This is a genomic window from Streptomyces ortus, from assembly GCF_026341275.1.
Lineage (GTDB): Bacteria > Actinomycetota > Actinomycetes > Streptomycetales > Streptomycetaceae > Streptomyces > Streptomyces ortus.
Genome location: NZ_JAIFZO010000002.1, coordinates 7,759,775 through 7,781,483, shown reverse-complemented (window position 1 = coordinate 7,781,483; position 21,709 = coordinate 7,759,775). Strand labels below are relative to the sequence as shown.

Sequence of the window (21,709 nt, the reverse complement as noted above, 5' to 3'; positions counted from 1 at the left end):
TGGGTGTCAGAGGCGCTGCCACAGGGCCGGCGTGAGGCGGGGCTGCCACGCTCCCTGCGCCTGGTGCGTCTGCAGACACTCGTACGGGACGCCGTCGTACGTCACCCGGGTCCCGACCTCGTACACCCGGCCCGTGGTCCAGCCGACCGTCCGGCCGTCCACCGGGGCGGGCGTACCGCTCTGGGCCGTGGCGGTCCTGAGCGTCAGACCGTACGTGGTGAGCAGCGGGTTGATGGGCTGGTGGAAGGTGATGCCGCCGGTCTTGCAGTCGCCGCTGCCTCCGGAGGTGACGCCCTGGGCCTGGGTGCCGGACAGGTAGGAGCCCCCGGAGTCACCCGGCTCCGCGCACACGGTCGTACGGGTCACTCCGTTGATGTCGCCCTCGGCGTAGCTCACGGTGGTGTCGTGTTGCTCGATCGTGCCGCAGTGCCAGCCGGTGGTGGAGCCGGAGCGGCAGATGGCCGCGCCCACCAGGGCCTCTACGGAGCCGGCGACCTGCACGTTCGTCTCACCCTCGCCCTTGACGGCGGGCGTGGCGGTCCACTCGCTGTTGACGCTCACCCAGGACATGTCGTGGCCGGGGAAGACGGAGGCCTCGAAGGTGCCCTGGGCGACCTTGTTGAAGCCGGTGGTCCTGGCCCCCGCCTTCCCGCAGTGCCCCGCGCTGGCGAAGCCCTGCTGCTCCCCCTTGGTCACGGAGAAGCCCACCGAGCAGCGCGCCTTGTCGTCGATGTAGTAGGCGTCGCCGCCCCGGACGTCGTACAGGGCGCGCGGCCGGTCCGCCGACACCTTGACGTCCACGAGCCGCCGGTCGACTCCGGCGGCGGCGACGAGCTTGTCGGCGGCGGCGCGGCTCGTCGCCTGCACCGCCACCCGGTTGGTCCGTACGTCGACGTAGCGGACCGGTGTGTCCAGTGCGGTGCCCACCGCGGCTGCGTCCAGCTTCGCCCTGACGGTGTGGAGGTCCTTCAGCATGTTCTTGACGACCATCGCCCGGGCCCCGTCGGCCTTGATGGCGGCGACACCCGCGGCGTCGGTCGTGGCGACGGTCAGGCCGGCGGAGGTCGTGCCGTGCACCCAGGCGCCCGCGAAGTGCTTGCCCAGGACGTTCTGGAGCCGGCCGGCGCGGGTGCCCGCCTCGGCCTCGTTCACCAGCCGCGTCCTGGCCTGAGCGCCCGTCAGCCGCAGGTCGCGCTGCATCGCGCGCAGGACGACGGCAGAGGGCCGGTCGGCGCCGAGCGTCTGCGCGGCGGAGGAGGGCGCCGGCGCGGGAGGCTCGGCGTCCGCGGTCGTGGTGGCGGTGGCGGTCGCGGGCAGGGCGGTGAGCGCGAGTGCGCCGAGCACGGTCAGGGCGGTCCGGGCGGCTCCGCCGGCATGTCTGGGGACCATCGGGTGACTCCTCGTTCTCGGGTAACTAGGCCTTGCCGACATGGGCTCAGAAAATGTCCGGTTTCTCGCAGTTCGGCGCATCGGACGACACGAACGACCCGCCCGGCGGAGTACCGGATGCCGAGACGGCGCCCCACCGGGTACTGATGTCCCGCAGCCGTCCGGAGCTGTGCGTGGCTGTCCGGGACCGGTTGGGATCGGTGGGGACCGTGCGGGACCGGTGGGGACCGTGCGGGGGTCGTGCGCGGGAGGGGCGGCAGCGCGGCGGACGGCTCGTCAGACCGGCTTGAGGCCCGGGTCGCCCGCCTCGGTCACGAAGGACGCGGCGGTGGTGACCGGTGCGCCGGGTGTCGTCACGGCGGAGACGGTCCGGTAGTCGGCCCGGGCCTTCGCACGGTCCAGGGCGACCCGTACGTAACCGCGCCGCCCGTTGTAGAACTTCAGGTGCGGGTTGGCCTTGTGGTACGTGTCCCAGTTGCCGGGCCTGTCCGCGCCGTTCTTGCCACTGGCGACCGAGGTGGCGACGATCTCCGTGCCGAGCGTCTTCGACGCCGGGTCGTCGAAGTCCTCCTTGATGTCGAAGGCGTACCCGACGTGCACGTCCCCCGTCATGACGACCAGGTTGTCGACCCCGGCGGAGTCCGCGCCGTCGAGGACGCGCCGGCGCGAGGCCCGGTAGCCGTCCCAGGCGTCCATCGACGTCCTCGCCTCGGCGCCGACATCGAACCGGCGCTGCGAGAAGCACACCTGCTGCGCCATGACGTTCCACAGGTTCTCCGAGGCACGCCAGCCGTCGATCAGCCACTTCTCCTGCGCCGCGCCCGTGATGGAGCGTCGCGGATCGTCCGTCTCGGGGCCGGGAGCGTGCAGCGTGTCCCCGTACGCCTGGTCGGAGCGGTACTGGCGGGTGTCGAGGACGTCGAACTGGGCGAGGGTGCCCCACTGGAGCCGTCGGTAGAGCTGGGCGTCCGGGCCGTTGGGCAGCTGGGCGTTGCGCAGGGGCTGGTTCTCCCAGTGCGCCCGGTAGGCCGCCGCGCGCCGCAGCAGGAACTCCTGCGGCGGGTCGTTGTTCTCGCTGATCGCACCCGCGTAGTTGTTCTCGGTCTCGTGGTCGTCCCAGGTGACGACGAAGGGATGCGCCGCGTGGGCCGCCCGCAGGTCCGGGTCGCTCTTGTAGAGGGCGTAGCGCAGCCGGTAGTCGTCGAGGGTCTTGGCCTCGCGGTTGTAGAGGTCGGGCAGTTTGCGGTCCGTGTAGCCGCGCGCGCCGCCCGCCGAGTTGACGGCGTACTCGTAGAGGTAGTCGCCGAGGTGGAAGACCACGTCGACGTCGTCCTCGGCGAGATGGCGGTGCACGGTGAAGTACCCGTCGTGGTACGCCTGGCAGGCCACGGCCGCGTAGGTGAGCTTCGCGGTGGCGGCGGTGGTGGCGGGCGCCGTGCGGGTGCGGCCGGTGTCGCTGATCCAGGTCCCGGTCCTGAACCGGTAGTAGTAGACCCGGCCGGCGCCGAGGCCCTCGACCTCCACGTGCAGGCTGTGGTTGTACTCGGGGAAGGCGACGGCGGTGCCGCGGCGGACGGTCACGGCGAAGCGCTCGTCGGCGGCCACCTCCCACTCGACGGCCACGTACTGGCCGGGAAGACCGCCGCCCGGCTCGTAGGGATCGGGTGCGAGCCGGGTCCACAGCAGCACGGAGCCGGGGAGCGGGTCTCCGGAGGCGACGCCGAGCGTGAACGGATCCGTGGGGATCCTCCGCCCGTCGAGTTCCTTGGGGCCTGCCACACCCCGGGCCGGCAGGTTGGTGCCGAAGGCGAGGGCGGCGGCCCCGGCGGTGACCGAGAGGAAACGGCGGCGCCCGAAATGCGCCGCGGCGGCGCGCAGTTCGGGGTCGTGTCGTGACGAGGTGTCCTGCGTCAGCGCTCTGCGACGGCCTGCGGGGGCCATGGAGGCCTCCTCTCACGATTGACGACACGCACGGCGGACCCACCGGCTGCGTGCGAGCGGGTCACAGGACCGCAGGAAGTGGATCACCGCATGTTAAACAGATAAAGCTCACAAATCCGGCAGGCGCGGGACGCGTGGAGCGTCCGGGCCGGGCATCACGGGACGTGTCCGGGGCCCCGGACGGCCAACGTCCGCTTGTCTGGTCCGACTTGGCCGGTTGCGGACCTGGACGCGGGGTATGCGGGATCTCCGTACGAACGCGGGTGAAACGTGGAAGGGAAGACGAGTCATGGCATTGCGAGGCAGAACGACACCGCCGTCCGAGCTGGGCACGCTGGAGCGCGGTACCAGGCAGCGCGGGCAGCTGCGGGTACGCCTCATGGACATCGGGTGGACCGCGCTGTGCACCGTGCTGGCCCTGTGGGCCGTGTGGAGCGCCTTCGGCGTGGCGAACGGAGCGACCGACTGGGCCTACTGCGCCGTCGCCTGTGTCCTCCTCGCCATCACCCTGTCCCTGCGTGTCGCGACCGTCCGCCGGCGAACCCGGGTCTGAGCCCGAACCGGCCCGCAACCGAGGAGTCACGGACCATGGAACGCGTCAACACCCTGCTCGGCAAACACATCTGGCTGCAGTTCGCCCTGTCGGTCCTCGCCGGCAGCGTCCTGGTGATGCTCCTCTTCCCGGGGCCCTCCGCACTCTCCGTCGTGATCCGCACGACCGTCGTCTCGGCCGGAGCCATCGCCTCCGTGCTCGTCGCCCGCCGCTGGGAGAGGCGAGCCGCCGGCAGCACGGACAGCCTGGTCGTGCTGGACCGGAAGCTGCGCAGGGGCGACGTGCCCACGGACCCGGCGGAACGCGACGCCATGCGCGCACTGGTCGCCCAGCGCCTGCACAGCACACGTCACCGCGTACCGGCTCTGGTCTTCCTGACGTTCCTCTTCTGCGCGGTCACCGTCCTGACGGCCCTGACCGGCGGGCCGCGCCAGACGATCGGCCTCGCACTGCTCACGGTGGTCTTCATCGGCTGGAGCATCTACAACAGCTCACTCCAGCAGCGCCGCCTGCACACCATGGCCACGGCCCTGCACACCGACGAGCCCACGCGAGGGCCCGCCCACTCCGCGGCCCGGCCGCAGGCGCAGACGCAGCCGTAATCGCGGGCCTACGCCGAGCCGGGCGCCGCGGCAGTCAGCAGTCAGCAGTCAGCAGTCAGGCCGAGTTGGGTCCATCGCGGCCTCGGAACGCCTCCTCCAGCCACCATGATCCGCAGTTGCGGGTCACCTTCGCGTCGATGAGCAAAGGCCCATCAGGTACGAGTGGCACGGGAACGCCGGGTCGAAAAGGAGTGCGCGCGTCCGGCGTCGGAGTCGGGCGGCAGCCGGAACACCGGCGTCGACGACGACAACGGCGGTGTGAGGTCGACGACTTCGATGGAACCTCCGCGCAACCCGGACACCAGCGCGGCTAGAACGGGCGGCTCGGACACGCGGCCTCCTCCTACGGCGGAAGAACTGACAGCATGGCAGCCGGCACCGACAGTCGTCCCGGTCCGGTGAGCGGGGCGGGTTCACGGCGGATGGAGGCACAGTGCGCGCGATGCCCGGGAGCACGACGGCGGCGGCCGTGTGCGCGGTCACCGTACTGGGCCTGGCCGGTTGTTCCGCCGACGGCGGCGGGGACGCGGCGCGTTCGTCGGATCCTTCGGCCGGCGCCATGATCACCCCTTCCGGGCGTCCGTCTGCGGTGCCCACCGCCGGACCCCGGCAGAAACTGGTGACCATGACCGTCAGCGGCGGCTTCGCCGGTGTCCGGCGGGAGGTGGTCGTGCGCGGCGACGGCACCGTCCGCACCACGGACGAGGGCGACACCGAGGTACGCCGCAGCGGCGCGGCCCGGTTCGCACGGTTGCGTACGCTGCTCGCGGATCCGGCGCTGGACGACGTCCCCGCGTCGACCGTGGACAGGGGCGCGGCCGACCTCTTCCGGTACACGCTGCGCTTCGACGGCCGTACGGTCGTCACGGACCGCTCCGTCCGGCGGCCCTCGCTCGACCGGCTCATCGACGCCCTCGAAGAGTGGCTGCCGGCCTGACGGTTCACTCCGGTGCGCCGCCGGACGCGCCGCGGAGCGCGCCGATCCGGTGGAGTTCCCCGTGCGGGTACGGCGTGTGCTTGCTCTCGTCCGTGAGCCGGCGGATGAAGTCCGCCATCACCGCGGCGAGCGGCGCGTCGCGGCTGAGGACGGCCGCGATCCCCGCCGGCACTCCGGTGGGCCGCTCGCCCTCGGCGTACGCCTTCACCCGCGCCGCACGCCGGTCCCGTCCGTGCAGGGTGGCCACGAGCCAGTTCACCAGATAGCCGGCCGCGTAGCAGCGGTCGTAGCCGCGGTGGAGGTCGAAGAAGGCGCGCTCCTCGCGCGTCAGCTCGAACCGGGAGGAGAGGGCGAGGCCGTAGTCCGCGAAGTACAGGCGCTCACCGTCGGTGAGGATGTTCTCGAAATGGGCGTCGAAGTGCAGCAGGCCCCGGCTTTCCATGAAGGAGGTGCCTGCCTCCAGGCCGCTCTCCACCATGGCGCAGGCCCGGTCGGCGGCCTCGTCGCCGGCGGTCAGTCGCCGCCCCAGCCACTGGTGCAGGTTCTGCGGGACGTACTCCAGGAACAGCGCGATGCTCGCCGAGGAGTGCCGCAGGGCGTCGATCCGTCGGCGTACCGCCTCTCCGCCGCTGTCCCAGTCCGCGGCGGCCCGCTCCATGTCGGCCAGCTCCTCGTACAGGGGCGCCGAGTCCGGCAGGACCCGCCAGTGGTGCATCAGGGGGAAGCCGTCGTAGTCGCCCGTGAGCACCCAGTTCGTCGTCATCGTGTGTACGGCGAGTTCCCTCCAGGCCCCGAATCCCGGCCCGCCGACGCCGTACTGGCTGAAGAGCGGCAGCTCGAACAGGTTCGCCGTGGACCGGATGTTCCCCGGTCGTTGTTCGAGGTCGGTGAGGGGTACCCGCTTCACGAAGACCCGCGCGCCGCCGACCTCCAGCAGCGTCGTCCTGCCTCCGATACCGGCTCCGGTCGTCCCGGCTGCGTCCAGGAGTTCCTGGAGCGCCCGGTCACTGTGCAGGGCCAGGGCCGTGGACACGGCGCCATGGGCGGTGAGCCGCGCGTTCCGGCCCGTCCCCTCACGCTTCACTGCCGACTCCCTCGGTCCTGGGCCGCTCGTCCGGAGTACGACCGTCCGCGCGCGCCGAGGGTTGTGCGCGGGGTGGTGACCGCGTGGATCACGCACCTCGCACACGCCCCCAGCGCTCAGATATGTGTTCGAAACCACCCCCGTGAAGGGTCACCGTAAGTGAACTCGACGAAAGTCGGGGCAGAAGGAACGGATCCGATGGGAGGTCGTCGTGGATGGTGGAGATCTGGAACTGGGCGCGCTTTTGGCCTCTGCGGAGGCCTCGCCGCCCGGAGAGTCGGTCGACGTGGTGGCTCGCAACCTGCAGAAGCGCTTCGGCGCGGAGCAGGTGTCGTTCCTGTTCGTCGACCTCATTGGCCATCACCTCGTGCGGCTGACCGCGGCCGCCGAGGACGACGCCGAGGAGCGGTCCGAGCCGGTCGAGTTGCGCGGCAGCGTCCACGGCATGGTGCTGCAGAACCAGCGCCAGCACGTGGAGACGGACGCTCAGGGCAGTCAGCGCATCATCACACCCGTGTCCAACCGCGGGGACTGCATCGGCGTACTCGAAGTCACCCTGCAGCACGCGGACGACACCGTGCTGAGGCAGGTCCGGGAGGCGGCACACGCGCTGGCCTACATCATCGTCACGGACCGGCGCTTCACCGACCTGTACCACCTGCGTCGGCGCACCACCCGGGCCAGCCTGGCCTCGGAGATCCAGCATCAGCTGCTGCCCACGGCGTCCAGCTGCGAGGCGGCACAGTTCACCCTGGCCGCGGGGCTGGTCCCCGCCGACGACATCGGAGGTGATACGTATGACTACACGCTGGACCGCGACACCCTGCATCTGTCGATCACCGACGCGATGGGCCACGACACGGATTCCGCTCTGCTGGCCACGTTGCTGCTCGGGGCGCTGCGCGGGGCCCGCAGAAGCGGGTGCAACGCGGTCAGACAGGCGGAGCAGGCCCACCAGGCTCTGTTGAAGCACAAGCGGGGCCTGGCCACCGGGCAACTGCTGTGCGTGGATCTCGCGTCCGGCGTCTGCCGACTGGTCAACGCAGGACATCCCTGGCCGATGCTGCTGCGCGACGGGGTGGTCAAGGAGGTCGAACTCGCCGTCAACCTGCCGTTCGGCGTACCCGGGCCGGTCCCCTTCCGCGAGCAGCGACTGGACCTGCGGGCCGGGGACCGGCTGATACTGCTCACCGACGGTATGCAGGACCGCGGTGCCGCCGCCGTCGATCTGGCCGCGGTCGTCCATGACACCCGCGAGCTGCATCCCAGGGAGGCGGTCCGGATCCTGACGGCCACGGTCTCGGAAGCCTGCCAGGGCAATCTGAGCGACGACGCCACGGTCATGGTCCTGGACTGGCACGGCGACCGTGCGCCGGCCGGAGAGGCAGCCGCGGCGAGCTGACGGCGCACGGCCGCTGGCGGTCCCGCCTCGTACGGCGCTATCCCTTCCGCAAAGGGGCCTGCGGGATCTGCCGGTGGCCGTCCAGCAACGCGCCGCCGAGCGCGGTGGCGCTGTGATGCACACTCTGCCCGCGGCGCTGCGTGAGATCAGGCCCGAGTCACGCAGCGCCGCGGCGTGCTGGGAGACCGACGCAGGGGAGACCATGAGCCGCCGGGAGAGATCGCTGGTCGAGCCGCCGTGCTCCGCGACGGCCGCCAGCACCTCCGCGCGGGTTTTCCCGAGGAGGGCGCCGAGCGCCTCCCGGGCGTCATGGCCCCTGCCGCCGTCCGCCCGCGACCACCCGAGATCGTGGGCGACCGGGTAGACGACCACGGGAGGAAGACCGGGGTCGCGTAACGTGATGGGCGCCCGCCAGCAGAAGAAGGAGGGCAGCAGCAGCAGACCGCGGCCGTCGAGACGGATGTCTCGATCGTAGGCGCTGGCCACGGTGAGGACGCCGGGCTGCCAGCGGAGGGCGGGATGCAGGGTGGACAGCATGCCCTCGGTACCGCCGTCCAGTATCGCCCGGACCCGGACCGCGCGATCCGCTTCGATCGAATTCCGCACCTCGGACCAGTACGGCCGCAGCGCGACGTCGAAGTAGCCGCGCATGGCCGCGCCGAGGCTGCGCATCGCGTCGGAGCCCGCCTCGGCCAGCGACAGGGTCCGCGCCCCGAGGTTCCGGGCCGCGGCGAGCCGTGCGATGTCACGTCTGAGCCCACCGCGCGGGGTGGACAGGACGGCGTCGATACCCGCTTCCAGGCCCCCTCGATCGGGCGCAGGCGTGAGGAAGTCGGCTGAATATCCACGGGGCGGTGCGAGATCGAACAGCAGCCGGGTGCTGCCGGGCAGGCGGTTGCGGATGCGCTGCTTCCACGCCCCGAAGACCACCGATCCGTCGTTGCCGCCGAGCAGATGCAGGCTGAGCAGCAGCTCCCATAGAGGATCCGGGCCGCCTGCCATCCGGATACGGGCCATATCCGCGTCCGTGAAATGGAACTTGAGCATGGTGGTTCCCCCGTGTGCGTTCCTTACCTGACTCGTTCCGTACCCACTTAAGAGCCGCCAGGTGGGAGGGGAGTTGCACGAGGGCCGGGAACCGGGCGCGCAATGGCCGGATCCGTTCGGCCCGTCGCCGGTGCGGGCCGGCGGCCGGCCGCGCACGGCGTCGTCGGCTCGTGACGGTGATCCGCCGTGATGGAGCGCGTCAGCGGGGTACTGGGAGCAGCGACATCCGGGACGGGCGGCCTTGACGGGTTCCGCACGGCGCCCGGCGCTCGGCCGCATGCCCTTCTGACGGAGGCGGGGCTCGTACGCCGGTCCGTCGGCGGGCACGGCCGCCCAGGTACGAAGGGACCCCACGTGGCTGAGCCTCTGAACGCGCCTGCCTCCGACGGCGGAGAGGAGTCGTCCGTCGAGACGGAGTTGCTCGCCGGGCTGCTGGTGAACGAGGAGCGACCCGAGCAGCCGGTCCTCCTGGACGGTGAGGGCAAGCCCCTCGACACCTGGCGCGAGAACTACCCGTACGAGAGCAAACTGCGCCGCAGGTCCTACGAGCGGCAGAAGCGGATACTGCAGATCGAACTCCTCAAGCTGCAGAAGTGGGTACGGGAGACCGGCCGGCGGGTCGCCGTGGTGTGCGAGGGACGCGACGCGGCGGGCAAGGGCGGCACCATCAAGCGGTTCACCGAACGTCTGAACCCGCGCGGCGCCCACGTGGTGGCCCTGGACAAGCCCACCGAGAAGGAAGCGGGGCAGTGGTACTTCCAGCGTTACGTCCCCCATCTGCCGGGGGCCGGTGAGATCGTCTTCTTCGACCGGTCCTGGTACAACCGTGCCGGGGTCGAACGCGTGATGGGCTTCTGCACCCCGGCCGAGTACCGGCACTTCTACACGCAGGCGCCCATCTTCGAGAAGATGCTCACCGACGACGGCATCGTGCTGATCAAGTTCTGGTTCTCGGTGTCGCGTGGTGAGCAGCGCACCCGGTTCGCCATCCGCCAGGTCGACCCTGTCCGCCAGTGGAAACTGTCCCCCACGGACCTGGCCTCCCTCGACCTGTGGGACGCGTACACGGAGGCGAAGGTCGACATGTTCCGCGCCACGGACACGCCGTACGCGCCGTGGACCGTGGTGAAGAGCAACGACAAGCGCCGGGCCCGCCTCGAAGCGATGCGTCATCTGCTTCTGCGCTGCGACTACACGGCGAAGGACGAGGAGGCCGTCGGCACGGCCGATCCCCGGATCATCGGCTCCGCCAACACCCTCCTGGAAAGCGACGAGGAACCGACGGACCTCTCCCCCACCCCGCTGTCTCCCCATGCCGAGGGGCCTGGACGCCACCCGTAGGACTCGCGAAGGACCGGTCGGGCCGGCCGGCCGGTCAGTCCGGCAGGCCGGCCGGTCAGTCCGGCAGGCCGCGGAAGGTCGCCAGGAAAGCCTTCAGCGCCCGCTGATTGCCCGCGTCCTCGTAGTCGGCGGCCGGTGTCGCCCAGCGGATCGAGAAACCCTCGCCGCCGCCGATGAGGAATCCACGGCCGAAGGTGCGCACGCGCGTGCCCTCGGACTCGTCGACCCACTCCATGTCCGCGGCCTTGCGGCCCTGGTAGGTCGTCGCCCGGATCGCGCCCAGCCTGTCGTAACCGGACTCCTTGCTCAAGGAGGGCTCGACGGTGTCCCGCCACACGGCCACCGGGTCGGAGCCGACCCGCGTGCTGTACGTGACCGCCAGCTCCCGCGGGTCGCCGTCGGCACCGAAGACCACCCGGTACGAGCCGTCCTCGGCACGCTTCGTACCAAGACGATGCCAGCCCTTGGGAAGAGCGACCGCGAATCCCTCCGGCGCCGTGAAGACACGGAAGTCCGCCGGAAGCTTCCCCGAGGACGGGGAAGGGGAAGAGGAGGACGGGGATGAGGTGGGGGACGCGGAGGGCGAGGCAGAAGCCGTGCGAGAAACCGTGGGTGACGGTGGATCGGACGGTGGCGTACTCGCTTCGGTCCCGTTTCCGTCGCCGGTCGGGAGTACGGGGCCGGGGCGCGAGGCCGTCGCGTCGGACGCCGAGACGTCGTCGTCCCGCGAACCGTCGCCGGTCGCGGCGAGAGCGGTCATCGTCACCGCGACGACAGCGGCGACCGCCGTCCCGATCAGCGCCACGCGGCCGAGGTTCTGTCTGCCCCGGGCCACGCTCAGGACGCGGTGCGCCGAGGGCCGCGACGGGGGAAGCGACGCCTCGGCGGCGGGGTCCTCGTTCACGATACGGACGAGGGCATCGCGGACCACGGGCGCCGTCAGCCGTTCGGCGGGGTCCTTGCGGAGCAGCCCCTGCGTGATCCGGGCGAGCGGACCGGCGTGCCGCGGGCTGCGCAACGGAAGCCGCACGATCGCCCTGAGGGTCGCCTCCGGCCGGCCGCGGTCACGGAAGGGCGGGCGCCCCTCGGTCATCGTGTAGAGCAGCGCGCCCAGCGCCCACAGGTCGGCCGGCGAGCCGTACGACTCGCCCCGGGCCTGCTCCGGCGACGCGTAGGCGGGCGCGCCGATCCGTGCCCAGGGAGCGGCCCCCGCCAGACCGTACCCGGCGAGGACCACACCGCCGTGGTCGCGCACGAAGACCTGGCCCGGGCTCAGTTCGCCGTGCACGAGGCCCGCACCGTGCGCGGACTCCAGCACGCCCAGGACGTCGAGCCCGATACGGGCGGCCCGCGCGTGGTCGAGCGGCCCGTACTGGTCCAGGAACTCGCCCAGGGGCATGCCGTCGATCCATTCGACGACCGTCCAGAGACTGCCGGATTCCTCGACGACGTCGATGACGCCTGCCACGGCGCCCGGACACCGCACCCCCATGACCTGCGACGCGTGTTGGATCCGTGCGGCCGTCGGCCCGTCCCGGTGCTCCGTCGGACCGGGCGGCAGCGGCGTCTGCGTCAGCAGCCGGGGACGGGCGTACTCGATGTCCTCCCCATACCAGCAGACGCAGCCCACTTCGTGGTGGACGACCTCTTGGAGCCGATACCTTCCGGCGATCAACTCATTTGCAGCGGCACCCGTGTTACCCATGCCCATCCCTCGCTGAAGCCTTGCTCCCAGTCACCAGGAATACGCACTGAGCCATGTCCCGCGTTCAAAGGATCCGCGAGGATCCGCAATCGATGAACGCCGGTACTCATGCCGCGCCTTGTTCCGGTTGGCTCCGGGGGCGTCCTCGGGGAAATCACCCGGCGAAGAACGCGATCGCGAAGGAGGCGGGAAAGCGGGACGTGCGACCTCCCCAGGCTCCACGTCCCGCTTTCCCACAACAGGAGCCGACTACCCACACCTCCCGGGCTTACTCCCACCGGTATTCCACCCCTGCTCCAGGGCTGCCCCACAGTTGCTTCACGGCCGCTCGACCGCCGCTCTCGAATTTCGCCGACAGCGGATGCATAGGTTCCCGAAGAGGGGGTACGAGCGGGCGAGCACCGGGGGAGGACGGACCGCATGAATGCTTTGATCGAGGGCGGAGGCCGTATGGCGCCGCAGCGTGGCCGTATGGAAACCACTGTTGCTCTGGAAGGCGATTCGCTCTGTATCGCCGAGGCCCGTCATCTCGCGGCCGACTTCCTGTCACAGGCCCAGGCCGAACACGGCGTGCCGGTCACGGCCCGCGCGATGGACCTGACCCAGCTCGTGGTGAGCGAGCTGGTCACCAACGCCCTGAAGCACGCGCCGGGGCCGGTCCTGCTCGCTCTACGGATCGTCGGCGGCCTGCTCGATGTGGGCGTCTGGGACAGTGACCCGGCACTGCCGGCGGCCCGGGCGGCGGACCCGGGACGGGTGGGCCAGCACGGCCTGGAGATCGTCATGGCCGTCTGCGAGGACTTCGAGGTCCGAAGAGAACCGGTCGGCAAACAGATCACGGCCCGGATCAGGCTGCTCGCCGACACCGACACCGACACCGACGCCGACACCGACGCCGACGGCCGGTAAGAGGCGCAACCGATCGGTTCCGTACGCCCCGGAACGCGACCTCCGCTCGGGGGCGTACGGCTGCCCTCACCCGAAAGCAGTGCACCCGGCGCCGGGTGCCGGGTGCACTCGGCGCGGGTCGGGTGGGGCCGACTCGGGTCGGGTCAGCCCACGATCATGACGCCGAGCGGTACCGCTCCGGCCGTCCGCGTGAGCTCACCGCCGAAGTTGCCCTCGACCTCGGCCTTCTCCGCCGCGTTCGGGTAGGGGTTCGTGCACGCGGTGCCCGCGCTGGAACCGGACATCAGGCTCGAACACGGGCCCGGCTTGCGGTCGGGCAGACCGAGGATGTGCCCCAGTTCATGGGCCGAGATACGGATCGTGTTGTAGCCCTGATCGACCGCCTGCCGTCCGATGTAGACGGTTCCGTTGCCGAGCGAGGTGGTCTGGGCACGGGGCCAGCCGTTGTCCGCCAGGACCCGGATGTTGGCGCGCTGTCCGGACGCGACGGGCCGCAGTTCGACGGCGTCGACGCTTTCGTTCCAGATCGCGGCGCCTCGGTCCACCGCGGTCCTGAACTCCGCGGAGCCGCTCGCGTCGTAGGTCACGACCCGGGCGGCGGCGATGTGGTCCGCGACCGGGGCCGGGGCGGCCACGGCCTGGCCACCCAGCAGGGAAAAGGTCACCGCCAGGACGGCGGCGAGTCCACTGGTCAGCTTACGGACGTGCATGGTCGACCTCCTTGTGGGGGGAAGGTAGTCGTGCACATGACATGACATTCCCTGGCTCCCTGCCCAGCGAGGACGGCTGCCAATCCGTCAATTCGGCCGCGTGCGCCCGGGGCGACGAGGTCGACCTGGACCGTGACGACCATGACATGCAGAAGGGCCCGGCCCCCTCTCCGGGGACCGGACCCAACAGCGTGCCGTGCCGCGTCAGCCCTGACGGGCCTTGAAACGCGGATCCTTCTTGTTGATCACGAAGACCACGCCCCGCCGGCGCACCACCTGCGCTCCGGGCCTGGACTTCAGCGAACGCAAGGACTTGCGTACCTTCACGACCGCCTCCTCCTCCCGCCGGCACTCCGACCGGCCGTCATCGACTCATCGACTCAGCGTCTCGTCGGCTCACCGTCTCATCGGCTCAGCGGGTCGCCGACGCCGTACGGCCGTATCGCCGTTCGAACCGCTCCACCCGGCCCGCGCTGTCGACGACCCGCGCGTTCCCCGTGTAGAAGGGGTGGCTGGCCGACGAGACCTCCACGTCGATCAGCGGGTAGACGGTGCCGTCCTCCCACTCGATCGTCGCCGCCGAGGGGGCGGTCGAACGGGTGAGGAACGTGGCGTCCGAGGCGCGGTCGCGGAAGACGACCGGGCGGGACACGGGATGAATACCGAGCTTCATGGGGTTTCCTTCCTCACAGCCGTGCCCGGCAGGGCAACGGCCTGGTTCATCGCTCCTCACGGAAGAGGACGTGCTCCCCCGCCACCCGGTCGTACTTGCGCAGGACCAGCCGGTCGGGATCGTTCAGACGGCTCTTCCGCGTCACATAGGTCGCACCGGTCCCGGCCGTGGACTTCAACGTCACCACGGGACGCGTACCTCTGGCAGCCATGAACGCCTCCTTTCACACCCCCGGACCCCCATCTCAATTGATGGGGCCATGTCATTCACGTGCGGTACAACCGGCCCACCGGTGGATGTATTCCCCCACTCTTCCGAGGGTCCGGTCCCGGCGCCGGGCAGCCCGACATCGAGGTGTGTGAGTCCTGCGAAGCGAGGTTTCGTCCGAGGTCGGAGCGTTAAGGTTCGCCCTATGAACGCACGGCTGGATCTTCTCGGCACGGTGGCCCCAGGTGCCACGGAGAGCGAGGTCTTCCGGCTGGCGCTTCAGCACGCGATGGGAGAGCTGGGCGCGCTGGGCGGAGCGATCCATGTGCGCGGGCCCATGTCGGCCCTGCGACTGGTCTCGTCGGCGGGCCTGCCGTCCGCCCTCACCCGTTCATGGGAGATCGTCGACCAGGACGGCCCGTCCGCCCCGGCCCTGGCACTCCACCGGGGCGACGGCGTCTGGGTCCCGCTGGACTCCGGCGACGCCCTCCGGCCCGGAACCGGCCTCGCCGCCCTGCCGGTGTCCAGCGAGAACCGCCGCATCGGCGCGCTCACCCTGGTGACGGGCGACGGGGGCGAACCCACCTCCGCGCAGTGGGACTTCCTGCGGGCCGTCGTCGTCTGGGCCGAGGAGCGCATCCTCCAGGCGCCGATGCCGGCCGGGCCCGTCGACACGGAGCTGCACGGGGGACGTCTGCGCCAGGCGCTCAAGGAGGTCAGCGTCGGATCGTGGGACTGGGACATCCGTACGGGCGAGCTGATCTGGGACGAGGCGGCGCTGGAGCTGTACGGCACCGAACCCGCCGACTTCACCGGGCGGATCGAGAACTGGATGCGGATCGTCCACCCCGACGACCTGCCGTCCACCCTGGCGGCGGCGCAGCGCGCGATCCGCGACCACGCCGTGTTCGAGGCCGAGTACCGGGTGCGGCGGCCGGACGGCTCGTACGGCTGGACCCGGGCCCACGGCCGGGCGACGTACGACGACGGGGGCGAGGCCCTGCGGATGATCGGCGTGGGCTGGGAGAGCACCGAGTCCCGCAGCGCCCGTGACGCCCTCGGCCGCGCCCTGCGCCATATGAGCGACGGCTTCCTGTCCGTGGACGAGGGTTGGCGGATCACCTTCGCCAACTTGGAGGCCGAACGCACCCTCGGTTTCTCCGAGGAGGAGTTGTTCGGGCGCGTCCTGTGGGATCTCCCCTCCGCGCGGCGCGTCCCCGGCCTGGAGGAGCGCTGCCGGGAGGCCGCGGCCCAGGAGAGGCCGACCGGTTTCGACGTCCAGTCGCCCGGCACCGGACTCCTCTACCACCTGCGGCTGGTCCCCGGACCCGAGGGCCGCACGCTGTACTTCAGCGATGTGACCGACAAGCGGCGCCGGGCCGAGGAGCGCCGGTCCGCCGAGCTCGCCACGGCGGAGCGGGCGGCCCGGATCGCCGAGCTGACCACGGATCTCGCCAAGGCGACGACCACCCAGGACGTGGTGGAGGCGGTCGCCCGTCGCGTACTGCCGCCGTTCGCCGCCACGGGGCTGCTGATGCAGGTCGTCGAGGGCGACCGGCTCCACCACGTCGGTTCCGTCGGCTACCCGGACGCGTTCCTGGCCCTGCTCGACTGCCGCCCCCGGGGGCCGGGCGACCCCGCCTGGGAGCCGATCATGTCCGGCACACCGCTGTTCCTGTCCTCGCTGGAGGAGTTCGCCGCGCACTCGCCGGACCGCGTCGACATGCCCGCCCGGTCCGGCAAACAGGCCTGGGCGTTCCTGCCGCTGGCCGCGTCCGGGCACACGTTCGGTGTATGCGTCGTCTCCTTCGACCGGCCGCGCCTGCTCACCGACGAGGAACGCACGCTGCTGACCACGATCAGCGCCCTCGTCGCCCAGGCCCTGGAACGCGCCCGGCTCTACGACGCCGAACACGCCCGGTCCCGCGAACTGCAGCGCAGCCTGCTCCCCCAGGGGCTGCCCGAACTGGCCGCGTGCACGGCCGCCGCCCGCTATCTCCCCGCGGGCCAGGGCATGGACGTGGGCGGCGACTGGTACGACATCATCCCGCTCTCGGGCGGCCAGGTCGCCCTCGTCGTCGGCGATGTCATGGGCCACGGCCTGCCCGAGGCCGCCACCATGGGCCGACTGCGCACCGCCGTGCACACCCTGGCCGACCTCGAACTGCCCCCCGACGAGATCATGGGCCACCTGAACGACATCGTCGGCGGCCTGAACGAGGAGTCGTACGCCACCTGTCTGTACGCGCTCTACGACTCCACCACCCGAACCTGCTCCATCGCCCGCGCCGGCCATCCGCCGCCTGCCCTGGTGCATCCCGACGGCACCGTGCACTTCCCGGAACCGGCCGCCGATCCGCCGCTGGGCGCGGCGAAGCCGCCGTTCGAGACGGTCGAGATCACGGTCCCCGAGGGAAGTCTGCTCGTGCTCTACACCGACGGCCTGGTGGAGTCGGCGAAGCGGGACATCGACGCGGGCATGGCCGATCTGGCCCGGCTCCTGCACAGCACGCACGAGGACGGCACGGGCGCGGATCTGGAGCGCCTGTGCGACACCCTGACGGCCGGTCTGCTGCCGGCCGAGCAGCAGGCGGCCGACGACGCCGCGTTCCTCGTGGCCCGGCTGCACGCGCTGCCCGAGGACCGGATGGCGGCCTGGCCGCTCCCCCGGGACCCGAAGGCGGCCGGGGAGGCCCGCCGCCATGTGCGCGGGCAACTGGCCGACTGGGGTCTGGACGACCTCGTACCGACCACGGAACTGCTGGTCAGCGAGTTGGTGGGAAATGTCGTCCGGCACGCCAAGAGCCCGGTTCGGCTACGGCTGTTGTACGGCGCCCAGCTGATCTGCGAGGTTTTCGACGGCAGTCTGACGATGCCTCGGATCCGCCGTGCCACGGAGAGCGACGAGGGAGGCCGCGGACTGCAACTGGTCCGGGCGCTGTCCGAGCGCTGGGGGGTGCGCTATACGCGGACCGGCAAATGCATCTGGACCGAGCAGGTGCTGCTCGGTCCGGGCGACCGGTGTCCCTCGGCTCCCGACGCGCAGGACACGCAGGACACGCAGGACGCGATGTTCACCCCGGACATGTTCGCGACGGACCTGGAAGCCCTCCTGTCCGACAACTCCGGCACCTCCGCGGACGCCGGAGGCGGGGGCTCGTAGCGACGCGGGCTCGGCATGGGCGGGGCTCGACACGGCCGGGGGTCGAAGCGGCGGAAGCTGTGAGGGCGGCTCGGCTGTCGGCTGTCGGCTGTCGGCTGTCGGCTGTCGGCTGTCGGGGGGCTTCTAGCGGTCCAGTTTCTTGCGTAGGCCGGGAGCCGAGGCCAGATCCCAGAGGGCGGGCAGTTCCCGCTCACTGTTCTGCGCGCGGGCCTGCTCGGTGCCGTACAGCAGGCCCCAGGTGAAGCCGGCCTCGCCCGCGGTCTGGGCCACGACGGCTAGGTCCCTGAGGGCGCCCCGGGCCACCACGCTGTCCTGGTGGTCGCCGAGGACCTTCTGCACCGCCTTGACCCGCTTGCCCAGGCGCTTGGCCGGTTTCCCGAGGGCCGGGCGGGCCACCTCCGTCGCGTAGCGGACCTTCTTCGCGGCCTTGCGCGCCTCATGGAGGGCCACATCGCGCTCGGGGCCGGGCGACAGTTCCAGGGCGTCGGTCATGCGCCCGGCCAGTCGCCCGTACTCCTTGAGGACTGCCCTGGCCAGGACCTTCCGAGCGTCCTTCGCGGCCTTGGCCCGCAGCGGCGGTCGCTCCACGAGTGCGTCGAGGGAGTCGAGCAGGTCGAGGTAGCGCCGCGAGCCCAGCGCGTCGAGGCTGCGCAGATGCGACTCCGTGCTGTCGACGACGTTCCACACCCGCAGCCGCGCGGCGACGGGTCCGAGGACCAGTTCACCCGGCAGGGCCTCGATCTCCCCGCTGAGCCGCTCCATCAGTACTTCCTGGTCGCGCTCGGCGCCCAGTTCGCCCGCCAGCCACTTCAGTTCGCGGCGGATCTCGTCGGTGGCGTCCCGGTCGAGCACGGACCGGTAGGACCGCAGGCAGCTGCGCAGACGACGGCAGGCGACCCGCATCTTGTGCACCGCGTCGGGCCGGTCGCGTCGCACGGCCGGGTCGAGGGCCGTCAGGGCACGGATCTGCTCCCGTACGTACGCGAGGACCTGGGCGCCCGCCAGTTCGGGGTCCCGGACGGCGGACCCGTCGGACCCGTCGGACCTGTCGGACGCCTCGGCCGTGGTGGTCACGGTCTCGTCGAGGGCCCGGACCAGCTTGGACGGGGAGTGCGCCCGCGCGATGCCCTTCTTGCGCAGCTTCTTCTCCACGGCGTCGAGCAGCGCGGGATCGGCGTCCTCGGCCAGCTCGACCTCCAGTTCGTTCCACGCGGCGTGCCTGCCGTCCACGCGCAGGGACTCCGCCCGGACCGAGTCGACGCACAGCTCGGCACGCAGGGTGCCGTCGGCGTCAACGAGGTGGCGTACCTGGCGCGTTGAGCGGATACGGACCACCGGGGTCAGCTCCGCCCCGCGGGTGCGGGACCTGGTCAGGTCGAGCAGGGCGTCCGGGACGGTGTCGGTGAGGGGCGAGCGGATCTCCTCGCGGCTGTCGCCCGACAGCGGCAGCTTGAGATGCCAGCCGGCATCGGCGCCGCCGGTCCTGCGGCGCAGCACGGCCGAGGAGCCGGACAGGCGGAGATCGTCGGTGTCGTAGTAGACCGCGTCCAGCTCCTCGGGGCTGCGGTCGACGACCGCCGCGACACCGTCCACACGCTCCAACTCGGGCAGCCAGGAGGTGTCCGCGGGTGAAGGGACCTCGTACTTTCGTTCTGTCTCTCGCATCGACTGGACCATGTAGTACCGGTAGACACAACGCGCCGAACGAAACACGACTTCGGACAATGCCGGTCTTTCCGGGTGCCGGAGGGCAGCGGTTTTGGCCACCACGAGTACGTCACGCAGGGGCAGTTGCCCGAGTGGGCGCTCACACCCCAGCCCAGTCGGCCGTCCGCAAGGTGTCGGCGAATGCCGGCGCCTCCGCGTGCCCGAACAGTCCGGGGAGCCCGCCGGCGTGGACGAACACGGTCCTGCCACCCGGGACGATCTCGCCCCGGCGCGTGGACGTCAGCCCCACAGCAGTCTGATGAGCGCCGTGACGACCGTCCCGGCCAGGATCGCGAACAGGATGGGGGCCCGCAGCAGCCGTACGAGCGCCACCGTGGCGAGTCCGGTCAGCAGGGGTCCGTCCAGGCCCGACCACCGCGGTCCCGCCACATCGACGACGAGAAGTCCGGCGAGCAGCACCGGTGCGAGCAGCGCGATGACAGCGCGCGCCGCCGGGGGCAGCCGGCGGTCTCCGAGCACCGCGGGCCCGGCCGCCTTGAACGTGAAACTGATGACCGCGACGCAGACGACAGCCCACCACAGGTGCCCCTGGTTCACGATCCGCCCGCCTCCTTCGTGGCGCGGGGTACGAGTCCCTTGCGCAGCCCCAGCAGGGCCGCCGCACTCGCCCCCAGCAGTGCGAGGCCCGCCGGAACCCAGATGACCAGAGCGGCGGCGAAGCACGCGCCCAGCGCCGCCGCCGCGCGTGCCGCCCGTGACCCCCGCAGTTCGTCCATCAGGAGCAGCAGGAAGAAGGCCGGGAAGACGAGATCGAGGCCGAAGGACTCCACCAGGCTCTCCGGCGGGGCCACGACGACGCCCAGGGCGGTGCCCGCCACCCAGGCGGGCCACTGCACGGCGGTCGCGCCGAACAGTTTGTAGCGGTCGAACCGGCCCCCGCCCAGATGGGCGGCCACCCAGGACCCGTCCACGACGGCCTGGCCCTCCAGTGCCCGCCGGATCCGGCCGCCGCGCAGGTCCTTGGCCACGGCCACGCCCATGGGGATGAACCGGCCGTTGATCAGGGCGGCTGCCGCGATCGCCGTCGGCACTCCCCCGCCGCCCGCCAGGGCGGTGGCGAGGGCGAACTGCGCCGACCCGGAGAACACGACGAGGGAGCAGACGATGGGGGCGAGGACTCCCCAGCCCTCCGTGCGGGCGAACGCTCCGAAGGTGACGGCCAGGACGAATGCCGCCGCGGCCAGCCCCGCACCGACTTTGACGCCCGCGAGAAAGCCCTGCCGGCGGGAGTCACCGGCTGGACCGCGGGCCGTCGCCGGTGCGGCCGAGCTCTCGGCTTGCGGAGGTGTCCGGTCCATATCGCGAGGCTAACAGTCATCAGCGTCTATGGGTATTAGCATGACGAGCATGGAAACGACCGCGTCGGCATTGATCGGCGGTCACGTGGTGCTGGACTTCGCCAACACGGTCGCGTGGCGGCTCGACGAACGGCGTTCGGCGGACCGTGTGCCCGATGCCGTGGCTCTCCTCACCTGGACAGGCGCGAGCGGTCTGCTGTCCGCCGACCGGGTCGACGCGCTCCTGGCCGTCGCGGCGGACGACCGGGACGGCGCCGCGGACGCGCTGCGGGCGGCACGGCTGCTGAGGGCGGCGCTGCACCACCTGCTCGACTCCGCGGTGGACGGCCGCCCGCCCGGCCGCGAGGACCTGGGCGTGGTGCGCGGCTTCTTCCTGGACGCCTGGCGGCGGGCGGAGTTCGCGCCGGTTCTGCCCCTGCGCCCCGGGCTGGACGTCACGGTGCCGACGGATGCCGTACGGCTACTGGCGCTGGAGGCGGCGGAGCTGCTGTCCGGACCGCTCGCCCGGCTGCGGCGGTGTCAGGGGCCGGGCTGCGGCTGGTTCTTCCTCGACCGCAGCCGCAGCCATACGCGGCAGTGGTGCCGGAGCGGCGACTGCGGCAACCGCGAGCGGGTGCGGCGGCACTACGAACGCTCGCGCGGCTCCCAGGGCTGAAGGGCCACCGCCCGGCTGTCGTCGTCCCACCGGATCTCCAGGACGCGCTCGACGGCGTCCCGGTTCACGGGACCGAACAGATGGGGGAACAGGACGTCCGCGCCCACGCCGGGCGGCGGGACGGGGTCCGCCGCCTCGTAATCCAGCCTGGCCGTGAGGCGGGCCTCGTCGAGGACCAGCGCGAGCAGCGGCCTGGGCGAGGCCCGGTAGAAGGCGTTCACGACGGCCAGGGTGGTCTCCTCGTCGGGAGCGCAGTGGATGAAACCGTCCCCGGCCAGGGACGCAGGCGCGTAAGGGACCTCGGGGCGGGCGCTCCACTCACCGAGTGTGACTACGTGATAGATCATGATCCGGTTATACAACAG

Annotated in this window: 21 protein-coding genes and 1 pseudogene; 8 read left to right on the top strand and 14 right to left on the bottom strand. The window is 71.4% G+C overall.

All coding sequences use genetic code 11. The annotated features are described in order from the left end of the window. Positions 1-6: 6 nt before the first annotated feature. Together K3769_RS37070 and K3769_RS37065 are read right to left on the bottom strand one after the other, a co-directional pair. Positions 7-1,389, bottom strand: a complete 1,383-nt coding sequence (locus tag K3769_RS37070) for a carbohydrate-binding protein (protein WP_267030598.1) — start codon at positions 1,387-1,389, stop codon at positions 7-9. 276 nt (positions 1,390-1,665) lie between these two features. Then, positions 1,666-3,330 carry an alkaline phosphatase D family protein gene (locus K3769_RS37065; protein WP_267030597.1) on the bottom strand — a complete coding sequence of 555 codons (1,665 nt, stop codon included), beginning with the start codon at positions 3,328-3,330 and terminating at the stop codon, positions 1,666-1,668. 289 nt (positions 3,331-3,619) lie between these two features. Between K3769_RS37065 and K3769_RS37060 the strand changes: the two genes are divergently transcribed. Both K3769_RS37060 and K3769_RS37055 read left to right on the top strand, forming a co-directional pair. Beyond that, complete coding sequence (locus K3769_RS37060; RefSeq protein ID WP_267030596.1) at positions 3,620-3,883, top strand: hypothetical protein; 264 nt, start codon at positions 3,620-3,622, stop codon at positions 3,881-3,883. Positions 3,884-3,918: 35 nt separating this feature from the next. Beyond that, a complete protein-coding gene (locus K3769_RS37055) occupies positions 3,919-4,485 on the top strand; it encodes a hypothetical protein (protein ID WP_267030595.1) in 567 nt (188 codons plus the stop codon). A 152-nt stretch (positions 4,486-4,637) separates the two neighbouring features. Here the strand turns inward: K3769_RS37055 and K3769_RS37050 are convergent, their stop codons facing one another. Further along, positions 4,638-4,817, bottom strand: coding sequence for a hypothetical protein (locus K3769_RS37050; protein ID WP_282566321.1), 180 nt, complete (start codon positions 4,815-4,817; stop codon positions 4,638-4,640). Between the two features lie 110 nt (positions 4,818-4,927). Here K3769_RS37050 and K3769_RS37045 point away from each other — a divergent pair, with 110 nt between their 5' ends. After that, on the top strand, positions 4,928-5,422 hold the full coding sequence (locus K3769_RS37045) for a hypothetical protein (protein ID WP_267030594.1): 495 nt from the start codon (positions 4,928-4,930) through the stop codon (positions 5,420-5,422). 4 nt (positions 5,423-5,426) lie between these two features. On the opposite strand, the gene K3769_RS37040 is transcribed toward K3769_RS37045, so the two are convergent. Beyond that, positions 5,427-6,506: a protein kinase family protein gene (locus K3769_RS37040; RefSeq protein ID WP_267030593.1), complete on the bottom strand. Its 1,080-nt coding sequence runs from the start codon at positions 6,504-6,506 to the stop codon at positions 5,427-5,429. A gap of 211 nt (positions 6,507-6,717) precedes the next feature. Between K3769_RS37040 and K3769_RS37035 the strand changes: the two genes are divergently transcribed. After that, positions 6,718-7,908 carry a PP2C family protein-serine/threonine phosphatase gene (locus K3769_RS37035; protein ID WP_267030592.1) on the top strand — a complete coding sequence of 397 codons (1,191 nt, stop codon included), beginning with the start codon at positions 6,718-6,720 and terminating at the stop codon, positions 7,906-7,908. A 201-nt stretch (positions 7,909-8,109) separates the two neighbouring features. Here the strand turns inward: K3769_RS37035 and K3769_RS37030 are convergent. Next, positions 8,110-8,445 (bottom strand): annotated as a pseudogene (locus K3769_RS37030) (transcriptional regulator); the annotation flags it as partial. Positions 8,446-9,321: 876 nt separating this feature from the next. Between K3769_RS37030 and ppk2 the strand changes: the two are divergent. Further along, positions 9,322-10,296, top strand: a complete 975-nt coding sequence (gene ppk2 / locus K3769_RS37025) for a polyphosphate kinase 2 (RefSeq protein WP_282567414.1) — start codon at positions 9,322-9,324, stop codon at positions 10,294-10,296. Positions 10,297-10,351: 55 nt separating this feature from the next. Here the strand turns inward: ppk2 and K3769_RS37020 are convergent, their stop codons facing one another. Further along, positions 10,352-12,001 (bottom strand): protein kinase domain-containing protein, encoded by a 1,650-nt coding sequence (locus K3769_RS37020; protein WP_308216440.1) that lies wholly within the window; start codon positions 11,999-12,001, stop codon positions 10,352-10,354. Positions 12,002-12,472: 471 nt separating this feature from the next. On the opposite strand from K3769_RS37020, the gene K3769_RS37015 reads away from it, so the two are divergent. Beyond that, positions 12,473-12,910, top strand: a complete 438-nt coding sequence (locus tag K3769_RS37015; RefSeq protein WP_267030589.1) for an ATP-binding protein — start codon at positions 12,473-12,475, stop codon at positions 12,908-12,910. Positions 12,911-13,053: 143 nt separating this feature from the next. On the opposite strand, the gene K3769_RS37010 is transcribed toward K3769_RS37015, so the two are convergent. The 4 genes from K3769_RS37010 to rpmG form a co-directional block, all read right to left on the bottom strand. After that, the gene (locus K3769_RS37010) at positions 13,054-13,620 is read right to left on the bottom strand and encodes a snapalysin family zinc-dependent metalloprotease (RefSeq protein WP_267030588.1); all 567 of its coding nucleotides are present in this window, start codon (positions 13,618-13,620) and stop codon (positions 13,054-13,056) included. Between the two features lie 204 nt (positions 13,621-13,824). Continuing rightward, entirely contained in the window at positions 13,825-13,947 is a 123-nt protein-coding gene (ykgO, locus tag K3769_RS37005; RefSeq protein ID WP_266801006.1) for a type B 50S ribosomal protein L36, read from the bottom strand. 85 nt (positions 13,948-14,032) lie between these two features. Next, positions 14,033-14,293, bottom strand: coding sequence for a type B 50S ribosomal protein L31 (locus K3769_RS37000; protein ID WP_267030587.1), 261 nt, complete (start codon positions 14,291-14,293; stop codon positions 14,033-14,035). A gap of 46 nt (positions 14,294-14,339) precedes the next feature. After that, entirely contained in the window at positions 14,340-14,504 is a 165-nt protein-coding gene (gene rpmG / locus K3769_RS36995; protein WP_107014951.1) for a 50S ribosomal protein L33, read from the bottom strand. 201 nt (positions 14,505-14,705) lie between these two features. Between rpmG and K3769_RS36990 the strand changes: the two genes are divergently transcribed. Next, positions 14,706-17,663 carry a SpoIIE family protein phosphatase gene (locus K3769_RS36990; protein WP_267030586.1) on the top strand — a complete coding sequence of 986 codons (2,958 nt, stop codon included), beginning with the start codon at positions 14,706-14,708 and terminating at the stop codon, positions 17,661-17,663. A gap of 123 nt (positions 17,664-17,786) precedes the next feature. Here K3769_RS36990 and K3769_RS36985 read toward each other — a convergent pair whose 3' ends face one another. The 3 genes from K3769_RS36985 to K3769_RS36975 form a co-directional block, all read right to left on the bottom strand. After that, the gene (locus K3769_RS36985) at positions 17,787-19,340 is read right to left on the bottom strand and encodes a CYTH and CHAD domain-containing protein (RefSeq protein ID WP_267030585.1); all 1,554 of its coding nucleotides are present in this window, start codon (positions 19,338-19,340) and stop codon (positions 17,787-17,789) included. Between the two features lie 270 nt (positions 19,341-19,610). Then, a complete protein-coding gene (locus tag K3769_RS36980) occupies positions 19,611-19,928 on the bottom strand; it encodes an AzlD domain-containing protein (RefSeq protein ID WP_267030584.1) in 318 nt (105 codons plus the stop codon). Beyond that, positions 19,925-20,689 (bottom strand): AzlC family ABC transporter permease, encoded by a 765-nt coding sequence (locus K3769_RS36975; RefSeq protein WP_267030583.1) that lies wholly within the window; start codon positions 20,687-20,689, stop codon positions 19,925-19,927. The genes K3769_RS36980 and K3769_RS36975 overlap by 4 nt, the downstream gene beginning before the upstream one ends. A 49-nt stretch (positions 20,690-20,738) precedes the next feature. Here K3769_RS36975 and K3769_RS36970 point away from each other — a divergent pair, with 49 nt between their 5' ends. Further along, entirely contained in the window at positions 20,739-21,344 is a 606-nt protein-coding gene (locus tag K3769_RS36970; RefSeq protein WP_267030582.1) for a CGNR zinc finger domain-containing protein, read from the top strand. Here the strand turns inward: K3769_RS36970 and K3769_RS36965 are convergent. Further along, the gene (locus tag K3769_RS36965) at positions 21,314-21,691 is read right to left on the bottom strand and encodes a DUF952 domain-containing protein (protein ID WP_267030581.1); all 378 of its coding nucleotides are present in this window, start codon (positions 21,689-21,691) and stop codon (positions 21,314-21,316) included. The two genes, K3769_RS36970 and K3769_RS36965, sit on opposite strands and share 31 nt — an antisense overlap. Positions 21,692-21,709: the final 18 nt, after the last annotated feature.

Excerpts from the sequence above, each read along its gene's own strand:
- K3769_RS37070 (WP_267030598.1), bottom strand. The coding sequence starts at position 1,389 with ATGGTCCCCAGACATGCCGGCGGAGCCGCCCGGACCGCCCTGACCGTG.
- K3769_RS37065 (WP_267030597.1), bottom strand. The coding sequence starts at position 3,330 with ATGGCCCCCGCAGGCCGTCGCAGAGCGCTGACGCAGGACACCTCGTCA.
- K3769_RS37060 (WP_267030596.1), top strand. The coding sequence starts at position 3,620 with ATGGCATTGCGAGGCAGAACGACACCGCCGTCCGAGCTGGGCACGCTG.
- K3769_RS37055 (WP_267030595.1), top strand. The coding sequence starts at position 3,919 with ATGGAACGCGTCAACACCCTGCTCGGCAAACACATCTGGCTGCAGTTC.
- K3769_RS37045 (WP_267030594.1), top strand. The coding sequence starts at position 4,928 with ATGCCCGGGAGCACGACGGCGGCGGCCGTGTGCGCGGTCACCGTACTG.
- K3769_RS37020 (WP_308216440.1), bottom strand. The coding sequence starts at position 12,001 with ATGGGTAACACGGGTGCCGCTGCAAATGAGTTGATCGCCGGAAGGTAT.
- K3769_RS37015 (WP_267030589.1), top strand. The coding sequence starts at position 12,473 with ATGGAAACCACTGTTGCTCTGGAAGGCGATTCGCTCTGTATCGCCGAG.
- K3769_RS37010 (WP_267030588.1), bottom strand. The coding sequence starts at position 13,620 with ATGCACGTCCGTAAGCTGACCAGTGGACTCGCCGCCGTCCTGGCGGTG.
- K3769_RS37000 (WP_267030587.1), bottom strand. The coding sequence starts at position 14,293 with ATGAAGCTCGGTATTCATCCCGTGTCCCGCCCGGTCGTCTTCCGCGAC.
- rpmG (WP_107014951.1), bottom strand. The coding sequence starts at position 14,504 with ATGGCTGCCAGAGGTACGCGTCCCGTGGTGACGTTGAAGTCCACGGCC.
- K3769_RS36990 (WP_267030586.1), top strand. The coding sequence starts at position 14,706 with ATGAACGCACGGCTGGATCTTCTCGGCACGGTGGCCCCAGGTGCCACG.
- K3769_RS36985 (WP_267030585.1), bottom strand. The coding sequence starts at position 19,340 with ATGGTCCAGTCGATGCGAGAGACAGAACGAAAGTACGAGGTCCCTTCA.
- K3769_RS36975 (WP_267030583.1), bottom strand. The coding sequence starts at position 20,689 with ATGGACCGGACACCTCCGCAAGCCGAGAGCTCGGCCGCACCGGCGACG.
- K3769_RS36970 (WP_267030582.1), top strand. The coding sequence starts at position 20,739 with ATGGAAACGACCGCGTCGGCATTGATCGGCGGTCACGTGGTGCTGGAC.
- K3769_RS36965 (WP_267030581.1), bottom strand. The coding sequence starts at position 21,691 with ATGATCTATCACGTAGTCACACTCGGTGAGTGGAGCGCCCGCCCCGAG.